Raw genomic sequence first — 17274 nt, 5'->3', positions numbered from 1 at the left:
AAAATCAATTTCTTTATTTTATAAAATATAACTAATTAAATTTTTATCAATTAATCTGCTTTAATTTAAATATAACTTTTTTATTTCATTTCATACATAACCGATATATTCTGTGTTAACTTTAACGGCTTCGGAGTATAATCAACTCTAGATTTACCAGCCCTCATTACCATAGGTGAAGGAGCTGCCGCTGCATTAGTTATAACTTTAGCATTTGAATATTCGAGTTCCGCCATTGGTGCTGAATCATAAGCCACACTCCAGTCCTGATCAATTCTATCAATCATTTTTTGCTGAAATTCCACATCTTCACTCACGATAATAGGTTCTCCCAGCTTCATCTTGCTCGAACGTAAAATGCTTTCTGCTTTCTGTTTTGTTTGATTATATGCCTCTTTATACATTTCTGACTCAATTCTGTCTTTATCCGACAGGTCAAAATTAATTGATCCGTTTATGTTTATTCCGTTGTCATCAGCGATTGAAATTATTGTATTAAGTTCCTTTATATTTTTTGTTGTAAGCACAAATTCATCTGTAACATAGTAAACATCTTTTTTTGTGCCTTTATTTTCTGTATAGTTTTCTCTTATTGCATAATCACTCAAAATAATATCACTTTCAGGGATTCCAGCTGAAATTAGCTTTCTTCTGGAAGTATTAAGTTTGTTAAATACTTTATTTAAAGCCTGGTCAACTGTTGTTCCATTTTCATTTATATTAAATGCAAACGTATTTTCATCAAAATTTTTCTGAATACTTTGCAAATTGTCTCCATCTTCCAAGTCAATCAATGCTGAAATTTTGTTAAAATCTGTATTTTTTACTAGCATTGACATTTTCACATCATAAGAAGTTGGATTTTTATCAATTTTTTTAACATTCTTATTTGGAACTGTCTTTACATCTAAAATATCCTCATCATTTTCATATTCTGTTCCTTTTCTATTATAAAATGCCTTTGTTTCTAGATTTTCCAGAGATATTCTTCTAGCTCTCAAATCATTCTTAAATTTCTCAACTTTTTTATTTACATCATTTGTTGCCTGATTTAAATTTTTCCCTTTTACTTCAACTTTAAAATTAATTTTCGCTAAATCTGGCATAATTTCTCTTTCTGCATTCCCTGTAACACTAATTTTTCTTACAATATTTTCATTCGCTCCAAATGAAAATATGCTTATCAAAGAAAATAGTGCAATTGCTATTTTTTTCATTTTTCCCTCCATAAATTTTATTTATTATTTAATTTTAAAATTTTTATTATCTAAGCTAAGTATATCACAAATAAATTAAAAGTAAATGAGAGATTTTATTTTTTTCTAAGATTTTTTTATAAAAAATAATATATATCATTTTTTCAATATTTATGGTATTATATAAAATAAAGAATTATTAATAAAAATAACGAGGTGAAAAATGGCCACAGAATATAAATTTAATTATGGTAAATTTTTTAAAAGTATTATTGTATTGATTTGTCTAGTTGTATTAGTAATATTTGGAAGAAGAGTCTTTGAACGGCATTTTTTTAACACTAGACTTACTGTTATTCCTGATGTTACAGGACTTGACAAAAAAGAAGCAATAAAATACTTGAAGGAAGCTGGATTAAAAGTCAAAGTTATTAATTCCAAAACGGAAAAGGTACCGTTAGATACGGTGCATAATCAGGATCCACGCCCTGGAAAAGAAGTAAAAGTGAACAGAGTCGTGAGAATATGGGTAAATAATGGAGAAGATGTAAAAGTTCCTAATATTATTGGATTGGAACTGCTTGAGGCAAGATCTCGGCTAAAAGGGCAAAATATTCAAATTGAAACAATTGATTATTATCCATCTAACCAAAAATATAATACTATTTTAGGAGTTTATCCAAAACCAGGTACAAAACTGGAAATTAACCAAAAAATATCAATACTTGTTTCTTCACAGCAAATGATAGATCCATCTGTTATGCCAAATATAACAGGACTTGATTTAAATGATGCAAGAGAGTTATTAAAACAAATTGGACTTGAAATTGGCTCTATATCTCAAACAAATGATCCAACATTGCCAATAAATACGATAATTTCTACAAATCCTGCAGCTGGAACAAAAATACAGCGTGGACAAAAAGTATCTGTTGTAATAAATAATGGAGCAAGCATAAAGAAACGAGCGAGATCAAATGAGGAAATCATCAATCGTTCTCAACAAAACATAAATCAGAAAGAAATCGAAAAAGCTATTGATGATACAATGAATAAGATGGATAACAATGATTCAACAAATTCTCAGCAAGATAATAAGCAGCAAAATAATAATCCATCTGATAATTCAAATAGTAACGGAACTTCCAACGAACCAAGTGGGGATGGCGGAGACGACGATAACTAAAAATTATAAAAATTAGATTTGTTATTTAATCATAAAGCAAATATAAAAAATACAGAAAGGAGATGGGAGTTATTTTAATTTTTTATTAAACTTGCTTAATAACTATGTAATCTGATTATCAAGGGGTCTCTGCCCCTTGTTGCTGTATAATTCCTTTAATGATGTAAATTTTAGATTACTGAGCAGATTTATTTTAAAATTTCTCCCAAATATTTTTATAAAAGGAAAAGTTGTTAGAAAAATAAAGGGATTTTATTATGTTTTAGATGAAAATTCCAAAAATTTAAATGAAGAAAATATTTATGAATGTAAATTACGTGGAATGTTAAAAGTGAAAAATGACAAAATGAACTGTATAATTGGTGATTCTGTGGAATTTGATGAAAAAGAAAAAGTTATTGAAAAAGTTGAGAAAAGGCAAAATTTTTTATATCGTCCACTTATTGCAAATATTGATTTTATCGGTGTTTTATTTGCAATAAAAAGTCCAGATTTTGATTTTACAAATTTTCAGAAAATGCTTTTAAATGCAAATTCTCAAAATATTCCAGTTGTGCTAATCTTATCTAAAATTGACTTGGCTTCACAAGAAGAGCTGGAAGAATTTTTAAATAAATTCAAAAAAATTTTTAAAGATGTAATTTCTATTTTTCCAATTTCTACCGAGACAAAAACTGGACTTTCAGAATTAAAAAAATACATAAATAAAAAATCTGTTGTAATCTCAGGACCATCTGGAGCTGGAAAATCTACGCTTATTAACACTTTAATTGGAGAAGAAGTATTAACTACAAATAATATCAGTGGAAAAACCAGAAAAGGACGGCATACAACGATAGAGAGCCGATTTTTTATGACAGCTCCACGTTCATATTTAATAGATACGCCTGGATTTTCAACGTTGAATTTTCCAAAACTGAAAAATAAAAAGGAATTGGAAAAATTATTCCCAGAATTTCTGGAATTTATTCCTAACTGTAAATTTCGTGATTGTATTCACGTAAATGAGCCAAATTGTGCAATAAAGGAAAATGTGGAAAATGGAAATATTTCAAGGGAACGATATGATTTTTACCTGTATTCGCTGGAAAATATAAAATTTTTAAAATATACTTAAATAATTTTCATTTATGAATAAATATTACTGAAGAAAAGAGTTGATTTTTATGGATAAAAAGATTATAATATCACCTTCTCTGCTTGCCGCAGATTTTAGTAAATTAAGGGAAGAAATCGCAGAAGTGGAAAAATTTGGAGCAGAATATCTGCATTTGGATGTTATGGATGGGAACTTTGTGCCAAATATCAGTTATGGAGCTCCTGTTATTTCGTCTTTAAGAAAACATAGCAATCTGGTATTTGATGTTCATTTAATGGTAAACGAGCCTGATTATTTGATAAAGGATTTTGCACATTTTTCTGATATTATTACAGTTCACGCTGAAGCCGTAAAACACTTGAACAGAACAATTCAGCTGATAAAATCTTTTGGAAAAAAAGCAGGAGTTGCACTAAATCCTTCCACTCCGCTAGATGTTTTAAAATATGAATTAAAAAATATTGATATGGTGCTAATTATGACTGTAAATCCTGGTTTTGGCGGACAAAAATTTATTCCTGAAATGATTCAAAAAATAAAGGACTTACGAGAAATTGACAAAAATATTGACATTGAAGTGGATGGTGGAATAAACGATGAAACTGCAAAACTTGTGAAGGAAGCTGGAGCAAATATTTTAGTTACAGGTTCATATATTTTTAGTGGAGATTATAAGAAAAAAATTGAATCTTTAAAATAAAGAAGAAAAAAGTATAAAAAAAATCAAGAAAGGGGAAAATTAGAATGTATGAGAAAATTGAATCTTTAAAATAAAGAAGAAAAAAGTATAAAAAAAATCAAGAAAGGGGAAAATTAGAATGTATGAGAAAATTGAATCTCTATTAGACAATTTTTATAAAACATACTATAAAATTGAAGAGATTAACTTAAATCAAGTAATTAAGTGCTTGACAACATCAGAACTGCATATTATTGAAGCAATTGGAGAAAATGAAATTACAATGAATGAACTTTCTGATAAAATAGGCATTACAATGGGAACAGCTTCTGTCGCTGTAAATAAGCTGACTGAAAAGCAATTTCTAGAACGTTCTCGGTCGAATACCGATAGGCGTAAAGTTTTTGTGAAACTGACTCCAAAGGGAGAGGTCGCTTTAAATTATCACGGTAATTTCCATTCAACTATTTTAGAAAAAATAACAGATGATATTCCAAAGGAAAAATTAGATACGTTTGTTGAAGTTTTTGAAACAATTATGAAAAATCTTGAGAAAGTCAAAAAGGACATTCAGCCTGAAACAATCCTGAATTTTGAAAAGGGTGACTTAGTTCAAGTATCTTCAATAAAAGGAAGCACAGCTATTAGAAAATATTTGAACGAAAAAGGCGTTGTAATAAAATCGCTAATAAAAATTTTGAATATTGATAAATATTTAATAAACATGATTGTTGATGGAGATGAAAAAATATTAAATATTGAGGATGCTGAAAATATCATGGTTAGAAAAAATGCACTTTAAAAAATAACTGAAAAGATATAAAAATAAAAAAGGAGGGAAATATGCTCTATTTAGATGGAATTGGAATTTCATTTCTTGTAAAAGAAATAAAGGAAAAGATACTACGATATAAATTGACAAAGATTTTTCAATATGACAGAGTGTCATTTTCACTCTTTTTTGGAAAAAATAACCTTCTTTTTCAAGTAAAGGATAATTCAACAATTTTTTATTTAAAAGATGAAAAAGATCCAAATACTGATTTTCAGTCAAAATTTTTGCTTTCATTAAAAAAACATTTGCAAAATTCGATTTTAGTTAATATTAGGCAGGAAGGTTTTGACAGAATTGTATATTTTGACTTTGAAAAGTTAAATCAATTTGGAGATGTGGAAAAATATACTTTAATTATTGAAATTATGGGAAAGGCAAGTAATATTTTCTTGACTTGTAAAGATAAAATTCTGTCTGCACTTTATTTTACTTCGATTGATGTTGGAAACCGTGTTATTATGACTGGAGCAAAGTACACATTGCCCTTTGAGGAAAAAAAGATTTCGCCAATTTATTTGGAAAAGGAAAATTTTCCATTTGAAACAGAAACTTTTTTGGAAAAGATTGAAGGTGCTGGGCGTGCTTTTGCGGTACAGTGTTCAAAAGATTACGATATTTTTAAAAAATATTTGTCTAGTTACAAACCTGTAATGTATGAAATATTAAATCGTGGAAAAATTCAGAAAATGCTGACTTATAATGAGTTTTTAGAATTTAGTCAAAAGGAAAATACTAATTTAGAAAATAATCCAGAAAATAAAAATAACAGAAAATATTTTGAAACTTTAAATGAAGGCTTAAATGCTTATTTTAAAACAACAATTACTTCCAATGTCATTAGTGAAAAAAAGAAAAGTTTGTTAAAATATGTTGATTCGCAAATAAAAAAATTCAAAAAAATAGAAAAAAATATAAAAGTTGACTTGAAGAAAAATGAGAATTTTGAAAATTATAAAAATATCGGAGACATTTTGGCAGCAAATATGCATCAGATAAAATATGGAATGAAAAAAGCCACAGTTTTTGATTTTTATAATAATCAGGAAATTACGATAAATCTCGATCCACTTTTATCTCCAAATGATAATTTAAATTTTTATTATAATAAATATAATAAAGGAAAACGTACTATTTCAGCCTTAAATCTAAGATTTGGTGATATTCAGAATGAAATAAAATATTTTGAAGAAATAAAAATGTTCATTGAAAAGGAAAATGACTTTATTGGGATTGAAGAAATTGAAAATGAACTGAATTTATCAGATAATGGAAATAAAATAAAAAATAAAATTAAATTGAATAAAACAAAAAAACGTGAATTACTGTCATTTGACTATAAAGGTTTTCAAATCTTTGTTGGAAGAAATAATAAGGAGAATGAGGAAATATCCTTTTCTAAAGGGCAGACAAACGATATATGGATGCATATAAAGGATATTCCTGGAAGTCATGTTCTTATTTTACGAAATAATCAGGAACTTCCTGAAGATGTTTTAATTTATGCTGCAAATCTCGCTTGTGAATATTCTAAAGCAAAAAAAGGCGATAAAGTTACAGTTGATTACTGTGAAAGAAAATTTGTCAAGAAAATAAAGAATAGTAAGCCTGGAAATGTGACTTATACTAATTTTCATTCATTATTAGTTAATGTTACAGAAAAATCTCTTTAAAAAATATTTTCTAAAATTAGATTATTATGTATCTTTCCTTTTAATCAAAAAAATGTTTTTACTGCTTATTGACAAATGCCAAAAACTGTTGTAAAATTAAAGTAATGATATTTAAGGAGGACTAATAATGGCAAGTAAAACAGTTACTATGACAAATCCTACAGGATTACATACAAGACCAGGTGGAGTATTTGTTGCTAAAGCAAAAGAATTTGAAAGTAAAGTAGAAGTTGAAAATGAAGGGAAAAAAGTAAACGGAAAATCTTTATTGAAATTATTATCAATTGGAATTAAAAACGGTTCAGAAGTTACAGTTCACGCTGAAGGGCCTGATGCTGAACAAGCAGTTGAAGTATTAGGAGAATTGTTAGCAACTATTAGAGACTAATAAATTCATTTAAAATTGCGCCAAGAAATCTGTATTTTTAAAAATTTATTTTTTATAAATATTTGATAGATGGCGTTTTTTTATTTAGAAAAATAATAAAAATAAGACTGTATGGAGTAGAATTAAAAGAGCTGATAAAAAAAATAAGGAAATAGCTGAAATTTTACACCATTTCCTTTTACAGTAAAACTTATTCAAAACAGAACTCAAAAACTATAACTATTTTACTCAAGCCCTAAATTTATTAGGATTTTTTATTTATTTAATTTATCGTATTTTTTTGCCAATTGCAATGCTCTATCTTTTGTTATTGATAATCTATCATTAGCGGCAAGTTCCCCAGCCATTCTTGGTCCCTCTTCTGCCTCATATTTGTCGTATGCCTTCTGAACTTTAGTTTCTCTATCCTTTATCCATTTTTGCTGTTCAACTTTAAATTTTACTTTTTCCTTTGCTGGAAGTTTTTTTAGAATCAAGTCATAGACTTTATTCATTTCTTTTTCCCATTCAGTATCCAAATCTAGTGAAGCATTTATCATATCAGCTCTTACTCCACTATCCCATCCAACCTGTGCTTTTTCTTCTACAGCTTTCATTCTTTCTGTCAATTCATTTTCATATTTTCCTGCAAATGCAATAGTTCCTAAAAGTAATAATCCTACTATTAGTAATTTTCTCATTTTTTATCAACTCCTATTTTTGGTATTAAATCACAAACCTCTTTTTTAGTCAACTTAATTTTCAATAAAATTCAGATATTAATTATATCCTGTTGGACAATAATCCTTTAATATGTATGGGAGAATTATATTCCCGTCCTTATCAATTTCAACCATTGTTTGAAGTTTTGTATCAAAAGTAAATCTTCTGTCATCTCCAGTGTCTTTAGTTCCATATTCAACGGTAAATCCATTTTTTGCTACAGTTATAAGTTCATCCCATCCGCCATCATCCTCACCATGTAAATACCACTTTCCATTTTTCTGAACAATTTCAAACAGTTGATCACACCAATATCCCTTCACTTTATTCATATTAAAGTTTGTATCTACTGTTGCTTTTGTTTTTTCAGGCAGTTCAATAAAAAGTATCTGATCTGTATCATTTTTAGCAAGCGTTACTAAAGTTTTCATTTTCGTATCATAAGCATAAGTTTCTTTTTCACGTTTTTTATAATTTGCTGAAAATTTTCCATTTTTTTCCATTACTATAGGAACTGTTTCCGTTTCATCGAATCCGTCATGTATTTTTGTTATGTACCATTTATCATTTTTTTTAAATATTTCAATACCTTGATATTTTCCTGCCGCCTTCTCCAAATTATGTTTTCCATCTGTCGTAACCTTTACTGCAAACGCTGGTATTGCAGCTAATATCATAATTAAAAATAATATTTTTTTCATAATTTTTACCTGCTCTTTCTGTTTAAATTTATTGTTTAATAATTTATCATTTTTTAATCACAATTTATTTATACAATTTATAATAATCACGATATAATTTATACATTTCAGGATTATCCTCAGGAAATCTTCTTAAAGTTTCAGGGTCATCAACTTTATCGTAGTTTTCTTCACGTACAATACTAATTATTCTTTTCGTTTTTCTATTCAAAATTACTGGATCTTTTAATTTTGTATCGTATCCAACACAGATATATTCATCACAAAGCACATTTTTTTCCTTAATTGCATCTGTAATTCGTGGCGGCTCATTTTCATCTCCAGTATCAGAAGCGTAATCCCAGAACTGATACTTCCCATTTTTCAATTTTTTTATTTCTATTGAAGTATCATCAGCTGTTATCTCTCTTTTCAGTAATATTTCCTCATGCAGTTTCCCATCGCTTGTGAAAGGTAAATCATAACCTTTGTAACTAAATTCTTCTTCTGAAAATCCAATAACCCCTATTAATAGCAATAATGCCATAATAATTTTTTTCATTTTTGTTTCCTCCGCTTTCTATTTTTTCTTCTTTGTTTATTTTTTCACTAATAATATATCATAATTTTATTAAAAAAAAAATGAGAGTTTTTATTTTACTTATTATTTTTTTAGTCTGCTTTTACTGTTTCATAAACTTTATTTTTATCTTTTATTTCATACACATCTTTTTCATGATTATATTTCATATCAAAAGTTGCATAATCAGCACCTGTCAGAACTTTACCTTTAAAATAAACGTTTTTTCTTCCTTTTGCATATTCAGTATCGCCATATGCACTAAACTGATGGCTTTCTGCTTTTTCAAGTTTTTTAAATGCACCTTCATCTGTGTCTAAGTAATAAACTACATCATACTTATTTATATATTTGTCATTATATGTCGATAAATTATATGGATCAACCTTAGGAGCGTCTTTTATTTTTACAAGTTTATGATTTTTTACAAAATACATGCTGTCCTTATCGTGATACAAGTTAGTTTTGATAGCTAACTGTGAGAGATTTTCAATATCTACTTCCTTACTGTCTATCGGAGCTACACTTCCATCTTCCTCAACAATGTAAAATCCATTTTTATCTTCTATAAGAAAATTGTCAACTAATCTGCTTATTTTCTTAAATGTTTTTACATCTATACCTTTCAATTTCTTGTTTTCATAATAAATATTGTTTTTATCTTTTGAATAATACCCATTTACTACAGAGCCAAAATCATACGTTAATTCAAATGTATTTTTATCCACTCCCTCTATTTTTTTATCATTATAATAAATATTATTTTTATCCTTTGAGTAGTTATATTCATCTATTTTTTCAAAAGTGTCTTTATCAGGGCCTGATATTTTCTTTCCTCTAAAATAAATATTATTCTTGTCTTTTGAATATATGTATTCATCTATTCTTTGAAATGTAGGTAAATCTACTCCGATTATTTTTCTATCTGAATAATAAATATTGTTTTTATCTTTTGAATATAACTGATTTATCACTTCATATGTCTGTGAATCATATGGCAAATTTTCCAGTACCAACTTATCACTATCTCCATCCATACTGTAAATGATACTGTAAATTCCATTTTTATCTTTTAGATATCGACGTGCACTTCCGCTAATATTTATAATTTCAAAAGTAACTGGATCCAGCCCTTCTAATTTTTTCCACCCTCTATTTTCCCAAACATAAACTCCATTTTTATCTTTTGAATATGTAGCATCTATTTCCTGAAATGTTGCTTTATCTATTTTTGTATTGCTTTTTGCATAACTTACATTTGCCGCTAAAGTCATAATTACAAATATTTTCAAAATTTTGTTTTTCATAGCTAATGTCTCCCCTTCATTATTTTTTTTATCTATAAATATTATTTATTATTTAATAAATCATATCTTTTTGCCAATTCTAAAGTTCTTTTCTCTATTGCACTTGCCCAGGCATTTCCCCCTAGAGTTCCTGATATTGTTCCACCTTCTGACTCTTCAGTGCTTTTTTCAACATCTTCCTTAACTTTTTTTATCCATTCTTCCTGCTCTTTTTGCAATTTTGCCTTTTCATTTTCTGATAATTTTGATAATAGCAATTCATAAACTTTTTTCATTTCTGCATCCCATGAATCTCCTAATTTTTGAATTGCATTATTCATGTCTGCAGTCACTCCAGAATCCAAAGCTGGCTGAACTTCCTTTTTTACTGCTCCCATTCTTTCCAATATTTGAGCTTCATAGCTGCTTTCTGATTTTATGTTGCTTGAAGAAACTGCTGTTGTTTTATTAACTTCTTGCTTTATTTCCGTTTCTTTCGTTTCCTTTTTTTCATCTTTTCCAGATTTTGAACATGCGACAACTCCCATTAATAGTACTGTTAATGTTAAAAATAGTTTTTTCATAAGTTTTTCTCCATTTTGTTATTCAATTTTTCATTAATTATTATATCGTAAGTTTATTAAGGAAAAATGAGAGTCACAAGCAACAACGTCTATTGCTATACAACTATTTTTTTTCCTATTTTCCCTCTCCTTTTTAAATGCACTAATTTTACCATTCAGGATAAATAACTCTCATATCTTCAGGATCTATGAATACTGCTTTTTTTAATTTCATGTCATATCCAATGCAGGTAGTTTCATCACAAATAGAATTTTTTTTCACTTTTGCTTTTTCAACAGATACTTCACCATCAGGCTCTTCAGGAGAACGTACAATTTCATACTCCCCATTTCCTGCTTTTCTTATTTCTAATTCTGTGTCTTCAGAAACTATACTTCTATTTAACAGTTTTTCTTCATGCAATTTTCCATCCGTATTAAATTTTAAATCAAGTCCTGCTGCTCCATAACTTATTGCTCCTATTAGCAGTATTGCCATTAATAACATTTTTTTCATATAGATCTTTCTCCTTGTTTATTTTATTAATATTGTACCATATAATTTCTAAAAAAAAATACAATTATGATAATAAATTTTCACCCTTTGGCTTATTCATTAATTCTTGTATTCCTTGCTTTGCAAAGATATTCAACTGATTTAATGGAGTTTAGTATAGATTTGTTATGAATTGTTTTGACAAGGGGATTAGAACCCCCTTGTTAATGATAAAATTGATTTAATAGTCATTTTTTTGAATAAAGCTCTGTATTATTTGACTAAAAGACAAGAAGTATTTTTTCCGTTTTGTGTAAGTGTCATACGGTTTCCCTCTATATGAATTTTGACATTTCCATTGCTGTATTTTTCTCCGCCTGTAGACACAGTTCTGTCTAATAGCGATTTCTCATACGTTTTCATATCCAAAAGCTGAACCATTTCATCTGTAATATAATTTACTGTATATATTTTTTTATTACACTTAAATTTTTTAAAGACAAGTTTTCTGCGTTTATCATTTATAACTGGATTTTTTCTCTTGATAGATCCATTTGAAATAAATCCTGCTGATAATATCCCTAATAATATTATTGGTAATTTTTTTACTATTTTCATAAAAATTCCCACTTTCCCTTTTTTATTCATTTTTAGTTAATTCAAATTTTTTCAAAATTAAACTAATATTTATTAAACATTGTGGACTCTAACTCCATATTTAAAATATTTTCTCCAATATGGACTTTTTAACGATGACATTACAACTCCTTTTGAAGAGGAAGCATTAATAAATAATGTATTACCAACATAGACTGCTGTATGACTCGTTCTATTTTCAGGTTTAAAATAAACAATATCTCCTGACCGCAAGTTTTTAGCTGAAACTCTTGTCCCTTGTTTTACTTGCTGTGTTGAAACTCTTGGAAGCTCCTTGTTGAAAACTTCTCGATAGACTCTACGCGTTAACGCTGAACAGTCTATCCCTTTTCTAGAATCTCCACCTAAGGAGTATTTTGTTCCACGCCATTTGCTGTAAGAAGTTAAAAGTTTTTTTTCTACAGCTGCTCTTTTTCGTTCTTGAATTGATCCTGAAGTCATTGCTTTTGTATGTTTTTGTCTTAATTCTGCCATTTTTGTTTCAATAAGAGTACTTTTATTGTTTGAAGAAATTCCATAAATCCCACTATTATTACTATGATCTTTTTTTGAATTTAAAGGCTTATGAGAAGTTTTAGCTTTTACTGTTTTTTTCCCTTTTGCTGTTTTGGCATGAAGATTTGTTCCTATAAAAGTTGATAACATACATATTGTAGTCAAAAATTTATTTTTTTTCATATATTTTTTTATTCCTTTCAAAATTAGTTTTTATAATATTTTTATTGTATCATTTTATTTTAAAAAAGTATACTAAATGAATTTAAAAATTACATTAATTAATTCATAATTTATAAAAAGGGGGCAAAACCCCCTTATTGAAGAATAATTATCTGATTATAATCCAAAATTTATATTTAATAAATCTATTTAAAAATATGATTGCTCCATCTATATTTCTATTGGTAAATTTTTTCAAATGTCAAACTCTTTCCTTTATCTGTTGTCAAAACCAAAGTTTTTTGATCAGATAGTTTAACTTTTTTAGAATTTTCTAAAAGTTCCAAAAATTCCCTTTCAACTTTCATAAGATTTTCGGGACCTGCCATTTTTGTTGAACCAAGAGGACCGACTTTAATATTGTTATTAACTATTTCATAATCTCCAAAATAGTTATTTATTCCTGAATTACCATTTATTCCATTTTCATTAAAAGAAAGTGTAATATTATTCTCATTTTTTGAAATCAATTTGCTAATATCTTTTCCATCCATATTCAAGAGTTTCCAACTTGTATTTTGTAATTTTTTATCTAATGTCAGAACTTTAAAAGTCCAAACTTCCTTTTTATTATTACTCAAAGTCAAAGTATTAGCACTATAACTTATTTTTGGAAAAGACTGTAAAATATCAAGAAAATTTTGTTCAATATTCATCAAATTTTCAGAGCCTGCCATCAAAGTTGTAGCTACATCAGCTGATAATGTAGAATTATTTTTTATCATATAATCTCCAGAATAATTATTTATCCCCGAAAATCCATTGATTTCATTTTCTGAAAAATTAATTGTAATCTTAGTCCCCTTAGGAATTACAATATTCTTTCCTTTTCGGCTAACTTGTATCAATTCCCATGACGTTCCATTTAAATTATAGACATTTTGTTTTTTTGAATATGCACTTAAAACAAAGCAATTTAATAAAAATACTGTAAAAATTCCGATTAAAATAGACATCTTTTTCATTTTAAATACCTCTTTTCTGATTTCTTTCTTTCTTTTCTAATTAAATAATATCACATATTTATTAAAGAAAAATGAGAAAATGGAAATTTTTTCTTTCTTAATCTTACCATGCTGAATTTATCAAAACTTCTTCTCCATATCCACCATTCATCTTTTGCGGATTTGTAGAATTATAAGCTCTTTGAACTCTTATTCCACGAATTCCTACTTCTCTTGCAGCTAAAATATCATCGTCGCTGTCACCGTAGTGAATTGAAACATTGTGTTTTTTAATGTAGAATGATTTATCGTATTTGTAGCCACCTGTTGGAGTATCGGCTGTATATTCTACATAGACTTCTTTTGGCAAATCAAAGTATCTTTGCAATGTTTTTGATAATTTTGTTGAAGTATAGTTTTTATCTTTTGAATGTTTTGTTCTTCCTGTGATGAAAAATATGTTATCTCCTCTTTCCAAGTGCATTTTTATCAAATCTTTTGCAGATTGTTTTGGAATTGAGTGTTCATCTCCATTTTCAGCTACATAATCCCAAAATTTTTGATTATATAGATAACTTACAGCTCCTCTTTTATCTCCTGGAATTTGAAAGTGATATTGTCCATAATTAAAATAACCACTTGAATGTAACAATGTATCATCAATATCAAAACTTACATTAATTGGTCCTTTCCCCTCAAGACTCTTTTTAATGTCATCAACAGAAACAAAATGAACAGCCTTCTGAACTTTATCTGTCGAATAAAATCCCTCATGAGTATAAGGAACTTTTGGTCCTGCCGCAAATATTACAGATGCAGCAAATAAAAATAATAATGCTTTTTTCATAACATTTCCTCCTATATGTTTTTTATTTATTTAAATATAATCTTATCCTATTTTTCAAATTCTTTTCTTTTTTTTCTTTTTCCTCTAAAAATTTTTCCAAATATACTTTTGCAACTTCTTTTGGGAGTATAAACCATGTAGGTATTCCTCTTGATTGTGGTGTTCCGATATTATCTTTTTCTTCATTTGTTGTATTCCATCTTACACCAACACATTCAGTTCCATCGTATTCAAGAAGTGCTATTGAGTAATCTTCTTTATCATTTTTTATAAGAATTTCTAAATTTTTTACTTTATCTCTTGGAGAAAGTACATCTTCTGGTCTAATATACATTAAAAATCAACTCTCTTTCTTTATTTTAATTTATTCATTCCAAAAATAACCCTTACAAAAAACATAATCTTTTGGAATTCCACTTTCTTGGAGCAATCCATATATATCATCATTAAAATTATACAAAAATATTTTCGATGAATCTCTTTCACAATCATATTGAGTAATCTCATCATTTAGTTCTATTTTTTCTTTGATTAAAATTAAATTTAAACTATTAAGAAATCTATTTTCAAAATTGTCATTTTTAAGATATTTTGTAGAAAAAAGAACTATTCCATATTCCCAATTATATTTTGACATATCAATATTTTCTGGTTCAGCATCAATCCAAGTAGCTTCATGAGTAGCTAAAGCTCCCCAAGTAGTTCCAATATATTTTTTTAAAATTTTATCACTAATCTCTTTAAATCCTTTTAGATTTATATACCCTTTTTCGCCTTTCAATTTGCCATTTAATATTTCAATTAGTATTCTATTTCCATTTCCAAAATCTTTTATTGTAAAATTTTTTGCTATCTTATAGGCTCACAGCCTATAAATTCTCCCTTTGCCGTATAAGTACATAAATTTCCTGCTTTTTCTCTTCCATCGCCTTTAGGAATCTTAAAATAAGAGCAGCTTGTAGATGATAGCACTGTTAAAACTAATGTTAGAAGCATTGTTATCTTTTTCATAGGAAAGTCCTCCTCTAAAATAATTTTTATTTAAAATTTTAAAAATTATACTCGAACTCATTCAAAATTAAACTATTAAAAATTATATAAACTTAGAGTTTGAGTAAAATAGTCATAGCTTTTGAGTTCAGTTTTAAATCAGTTTTACTATAAATGTAAAAAAAGATGCTTTCCCGAAAGAAAACATCTTCTTAATTTTATATATCAAATACGATAGATTTAACTCTTGTCATGCTTTCTATACTGTATTTTATCCCTTGAACTCCTGCTCCTGAACCTTTAATTCCTAAGAATGGGAAGCTGTCAGGCCCTCTTTGAGTCTTGTTATTTATATGTACTGTTCCTACTTCTAATTTTTCAGCGATTTCAAATGCTAATGGGAAATTTTTTGTAAATACTGCTGATTGAAGTCCATATTCTGATTTATTTGCAATTTCTACTGCTTCATCTACAGATTTAACTCTGATAATTGGCAATACTGGTCCAAATGGTTCTTCCCAGGCGATTCTCATATCAGTTGTTACGTTGTCAAAAACTACTGGCCAAATTAGATTTTTTTCTCTTTTTACTGTAGTCAATGCTTTTGCACCTTTTTCTTGTGCATCTTTTATTAATCCTTCGATAAAGTCTGCTGATGGAGTATCAATTACTGTTGTAATGTCAGCATTGTCAAAAGGATCTCCAACAGTTAATTTTTCAACTTTTTCTTTTATCAAGTTTGCTAATTTGTCTGCAACTGAATCCATTACAAGTACTCTTTTAATGGCGGTACATCTTTGTCCAGAATAACTAAATGCCCCTGCTACGATATTTTTAGCGGCATTTTCCAAGTCTGCATCTTCTAATACAATTCCAGCATCTTTTCCACCTAATTCAAGCATAATTGGACGCATTCCAGCGAGTTTTCCAATTTTTTCCCCAATTGGTGTACTTCCTGTAAAGTTTATAAAGTTTACTTCTTTGTGTTCAATTAAGTAATCTCCAATTTCAGAACCTTTTCCAGTTACAGAGTTAAGTACTCCCGCTGGAATTCCAGCTTCTGCAAATACTTTTGTCAATAATAATCCACTTATTGAACCTTGTGTAGGCGGTTTGAAAATTACTACATTTCCTCCGATTAAAGCTGGCACTATTTTAGATGCTGATAAGTTTACAGGATAGTTAAATGGCGCAATTGCAAGAACAACACCAACTGGCTCTCTTTTTACAGCTCCATATTTTCTCTTGCTTCCAGCTTCAAATCCACCACCATTTACAAATTCACCTGTGATTCTAAGCCCTTCTTCCGCTGCATATCTAATTAAATCTGCCGTTCTGACAACTTCTGAAATAGCGGCTTTAATTCCTTTTGCCACTTCCTTTGCCAAATTTTCCCCAATTTTATCTTTATCTCTTTCAAGAATATCTGCAGCCTTATTCAGGTATGCAGCTCTTTCTACAGCCGATAAAGCTCTCCAAGCAGGTAAAGCCTTTCTAGCAGATTCCATAGCATAGTCAACATCTTCTCTTGACATAGCTGGAACGGTTCCAAGTTCTTCCCCATTTACAGGCGAATAAATAGTTATTGTATTTTTAGAGTCTTTCCATTCTCCATTCACTAAATTTTGATAATTCATCAAAATACCTCCTTATTTTACATATCTTTTATTATACACTTTATTTTATCATATATTTTATATAATTAATATAGTTTTTTTCATATATTTTTTGTTTTATCAATCATTGTATCTAATTTACA

General features: G+C 28.2%; 21 protein-coding genes. 6 read left to right on the top strand and 15 right to left on the bottom strand.

The annotated features are described in order from the left end of the window. Nucleotides 1-80 precede the first annotated feature (80 nt). Entirely contained in the window at nt 81-1217 is a 1137-nt protein-coding gene (locus F1564_RS08890; RefSeq protein ID WP_018450412.1) for an SIMPL domain-containing protein, read from the bottom strand. A gap of 202 nt (nt 1218-1419) precedes the next feature. On the opposite strand from F1564_RS08890, the gene F1564_RS08885 reads away from it, so the two are divergent. The 6 genes from F1564_RS08885 (at nt 1420) to F1564_RS08860 (ending at nt 7053) form a co-directional block, all read left to right on the top strand. Further along, nucleotides 1420-2382 (top strand): PASTA domain-containing protein, encoded by a 963-nt coding sequence (locus F1564_RS08885; RefSeq protein ID WP_018450413.1) that lies wholly within the window; start codon nt 1420-1422, stop codon nt 2380-2382. A 136-nt stretch (nt 2383-2518) separates the two neighbouring features. Continuing rightward, on the top strand, nt 2519-3499 hold the full coding sequence (gene rsgA, locus F1564_RS08880) for a ribosome small subunit-dependent GTPase A (protein ID WP_018450414.1): 981 nt from the start codon (nt 2519-2521) through the stop codon (nt 3497-3499). A 49-nt stretch (nt 3500-3548) separates the two neighbouring features. Then, complete coding sequence (gene rpe / locus F1564_RS08875; protein ID WP_018450415.1) at nt 3549-4181, top strand: ribulose-phosphate 3-epimerase; 633 nt, start codon at nt 3549-3551, stop codon at nt 4179-4181. 118 nt (nt 4182-4299) lie between these two features. Further along, complete coding sequence (locus F1564_RS08870) at nt 4300-4962, top strand: MarR family transcriptional regulator (protein ID WP_018450416.1); 663 nt, start codon at nt 4300-4302, stop codon at nt 4960-4962. Nucleotides 4963-5003: 41 nt separating this feature from the next. Next, entirely contained in the window at nt 5004-6665 is a 1662-nt protein-coding gene (locus F1564_RS08865; RefSeq protein WP_018450417.1) for an Rqc2 family fibronectin-binding protein, read from the top strand. A gap of 127 nt (nt 6666-6792) precedes the next feature. Beyond that, nucleotides 6793-7053 carry an HPr family phosphocarrier protein gene (locus tag F1564_RS08860; protein ID WP_018450418.1) on the top strand — a complete coding sequence of 87 codons (261 nt, stop codon included), beginning with the start codon at nt 6793-6795 and terminating at the stop codon, nt 7051-7053. 254 nt (nt 7054-7307) lie between these two features. Here F1564_RS08860 and F1564_RS08855 read toward each other — a convergent pair whose 3' ends face one another. From F1564_RS08855 to F1564_RS08795, 14 genes are all read right to left on the bottom strand, one after another. Further along, entirely contained in the window at nt 7308-7733 is a 426-nt protein-coding gene (locus F1564_RS08855; protein WP_018450419.1) for a lysozyme inhibitor LprI family protein, read from the bottom strand. 78 nt (nt 7734-7811) lie between these two features. Further along, nucleotides 7812-8456, bottom strand: coding sequence for a hypothetical protein (locus F1564_RS08850; RefSeq protein WP_018450420.1), 645 nt, complete (start codon nt 8454-8456; stop codon nt 7812-7814). 64 nt (nt 8457-8520) lie between these two features. After that, on the bottom strand, nt 8521-8997 hold the full coding sequence (locus F1564_RS08845; protein WP_018450421.1) for a hypothetical protein: 477 nt from the start codon (nt 8995-8997) through the stop codon (nt 8521-8523). A gap of 110 nt (nt 8998-9107) precedes the next feature. Then, entirely contained in the window at nt 9108-10322 is a 1215-nt protein-coding gene (locus F1564_RS08840; protein WP_018450422.1) for a DKNYY domain-containing protein, read from the bottom strand. A 41-nt stretch (nt 10323-10363) separates the two neighbouring features. Further along, nucleotides 10364-10885: a lysozyme inhibitor LprI family protein gene (locus tag F1564_RS08835; protein ID WP_018450423.1), complete on the bottom strand. Its 522-nt coding sequence runs from the start codon at nt 10883-10885 to the stop codon at nt 10364-10366. A 148-nt stretch (nt 10886-11033) separates the two neighbouring features. After that, entirely contained in the window at nt 11034-11381 is a 348-nt protein-coding gene (locus tag F1564_RS08830) for a hypothetical protein (protein WP_018450424.1), read from the bottom strand. A 252-nt stretch (nt 11382-11633) separates the two neighbouring features. Continuing rightward, entirely contained in the window at nt 11634-11978 is a 345-nt protein-coding gene (locus F1564_RS08825) for a hypothetical protein (RefSeq protein WP_018450425.1), read from the bottom strand. A 72-nt stretch (nt 11979-12050) separates the two neighbouring features. Continuing rightward, nucleotides 12051-12695 (bottom strand): C40 family peptidase, encoded by a 645-nt coding sequence (locus F1564_RS08820; protein WP_018450426.1) that lies wholly within the window; start codon nt 12693-12695, stop codon nt 12051-12053. A gap of 218 nt (nt 12696-12913) precedes the next feature. Further along, complete coding sequence (locus tag F1564_RS08815; RefSeq protein ID WP_018450427.1) at nt 12914-13699, bottom strand: META domain-containing protein; 786 nt, start codon at nt 13697-13699, stop codon at nt 12914-12916. Nucleotides 13700-13802: 103 nt separating this feature from the next. After that, the gene (gene aphA, locus F1564_RS08810; protein WP_018450428.1) at nt 13803-14525 is read right to left on the bottom strand and encodes an acid phosphatase AphA; all 723 of its coding nucleotides are present in this window, start codon (nt 14523-14525) and stop codon (nt 13803-13805) included. Between the two features lie 22 nt (nt 14526-14547). Then, a complete protein-coding gene (locus F1564_RS08805; protein ID WP_018450429.1) occupies nt 14548-14859 on the bottom strand; it encodes a hypothetical protein in 312 nt (103 codons plus the stop codon). Between the two features lie 30 nt (nt 14860-14889). Beyond that, on the bottom strand, nt 14890-15306 hold the full coding sequence (locus tag F1564_RS08800; RefSeq protein ID WP_018450430.1) for a hypothetical protein: 417 nt from the start codon (nt 15304-15306) through the stop codon (nt 14890-14892). A gap of 68 nt (nt 15307-15374) precedes the next feature. Beyond that, nucleotides 15375-15536, bottom strand: coding sequence for a hypothetical protein (locus F1564_RS10190; protein WP_018450431.1), 162 nt, complete (start codon nt 15534-15536; stop codon nt 15375-15377). Between the two features lie 197 nt (nt 15537-15733). Continuing rightward, complete coding sequence (locus tag F1564_RS08795) at nt 15734-17152, bottom strand: NADP-dependent glyceraldehyde-3-phosphate dehydrogenase (RefSeq protein ID WP_018450432.1); 1419 nt, start codon at nt 17150-17152, stop codon at nt 15734-15736. Between the last annotated feature and the right edge of the window lie 122 nt (nt 17153-17274).

The organism is Leptotrichia shahii (genome assembly GCF_008327825.1).
In the GTDB taxonomy this organism is placed as follows: Bacteria; Fusobacteriota; Fusobacteriia; order Fusobacteriales; family Leptotrichiaceae; genus Leptotrichia; species Leptotrichia shahii.
Note: the sequence above shows the minus strand (reverse complement) of the source record. Positions and strands in the feature narration are given on the sequence as shown.

Bases quoted from the DNA above. Each gene is read 5' to 3' on its own strand.
- F1564_RS08890 (WP_018450412.1), bottom strand. From the start codon at position 1,217: ATGAAAAAAATAGCAATTGCACTATTTTCTTTGATAAGCATATTTTCA.
- F1564_RS08885 (WP_018450413.1), top strand. From the start codon at position 1,420: ATGGCCACAGAATATAAATTTAATTATGGTAAATTTTTTAAAAGTATT.
- rpe (WP_018450415.1), top strand. From the start codon at position 3,549: ATGGATAAAAAGATTATAATATCACCTTCTCTGCTTGCCGCAGATTTT.
- F1564_RS08870 (WP_018450416.1), top strand. From the start codon at position 4,300: ATGTATGAGAAAATTGAATCTCTATTAGACAATTTTTATAAAACATAC.
- F1564_RS08865 (WP_018450417.1), top strand. From the start codon at position 5,004: ATGCTCTATTTAGATGGAATTGGAATTTCATTTCTTGTAAAAGAAATA.
- F1564_RS08860 (WP_018450418.1), top strand. From the start codon at position 6,793: ATGGCAAGTAAAACAGTTACTATGACAAATCCTACAGGATTACATACA.
- F1564_RS08855 (WP_018450419.1), bottom strand. From the start codon at position 7,733: ATGAGAAAATTACTAATAGTAGGATTATTACTTTTAGGAACTATTGCA.
- F1564_RS08850 (WP_018450420.1), bottom strand. From the start codon at position 8,456: ATGAAAAAAATATTATTTTTAATTATGATATTAGCTGCAATACCAGCG.
- F1564_RS08845 (WP_018450421.1), bottom strand. From the start codon at position 8,997: ATGAAAAAAATTATTATGGCATTATTGCTATTAATAGGGGTTATTGGA.
- F1564_RS08840 (WP_018450422.1), bottom strand. From the start codon at position 10,322: ATGAAAAACAAAATTTTGAAAATATTTGTAATTATGACTTTAGCGGCA.
- F1564_RS08835 (WP_018450423.1), bottom strand. From the start codon at position 10,885: ATGAAAAAACTATTTTTAACATTAACAGTACTATTAATGGGAGTTGTC.
- F1564_RS08830 (WP_018450424.1), bottom strand. From the start codon at position 11,381: ATGAAAAAAATGTTATTAATGGCAATACTGCTAATAGGAGCAATAAGT.
- F1564_RS08825 (WP_018450425.1), bottom strand. From the start codon at position 11,978: ATGAAAATAGTAAAAAAATTACCAATAATATTATTAGGGATATTATCA.
- F1564_RS08820 (WP_018450426.1), bottom strand. From the start codon at position 12,695: ATGAAAAAAAATAAATTTTTGACTACAATATGTATGTTATCAACTTTT.
- F1564_RS08815 (WP_018450427.1), bottom strand. From the start codon at position 13,699: ATGAAAAAGATGTCTATTTTAATCGGAATTTTTACAGTATTTTTATTA.
- aphA (WP_018450428.1), bottom strand. From the start codon at position 14,525: ATGAAAAAAGCATTATTATTTTTATTTGCTGCATCTGTAATATTTGCG.
- F1564_RS08805 (WP_018450429.1), bottom strand. From the start codon at position 14,859: ATGTATATTAGACCAGAAGATGTACTTTCTCCAAGAGATAAAGTAAAA.
- F1564_RS10190 (WP_018450431.1), bottom strand. From the start codon at position 15,536: ATGAAAAAGATAACAATGCTTCTAACATTAGTTTTAACAGTGCTATCA.
- F1564_RS08795 (WP_018450432.1), bottom strand. From the start codon at position 17,152: ATGAATTATCAAAATTTAGTGAATGGAGAATGGAAAGACTCTAAAAAT.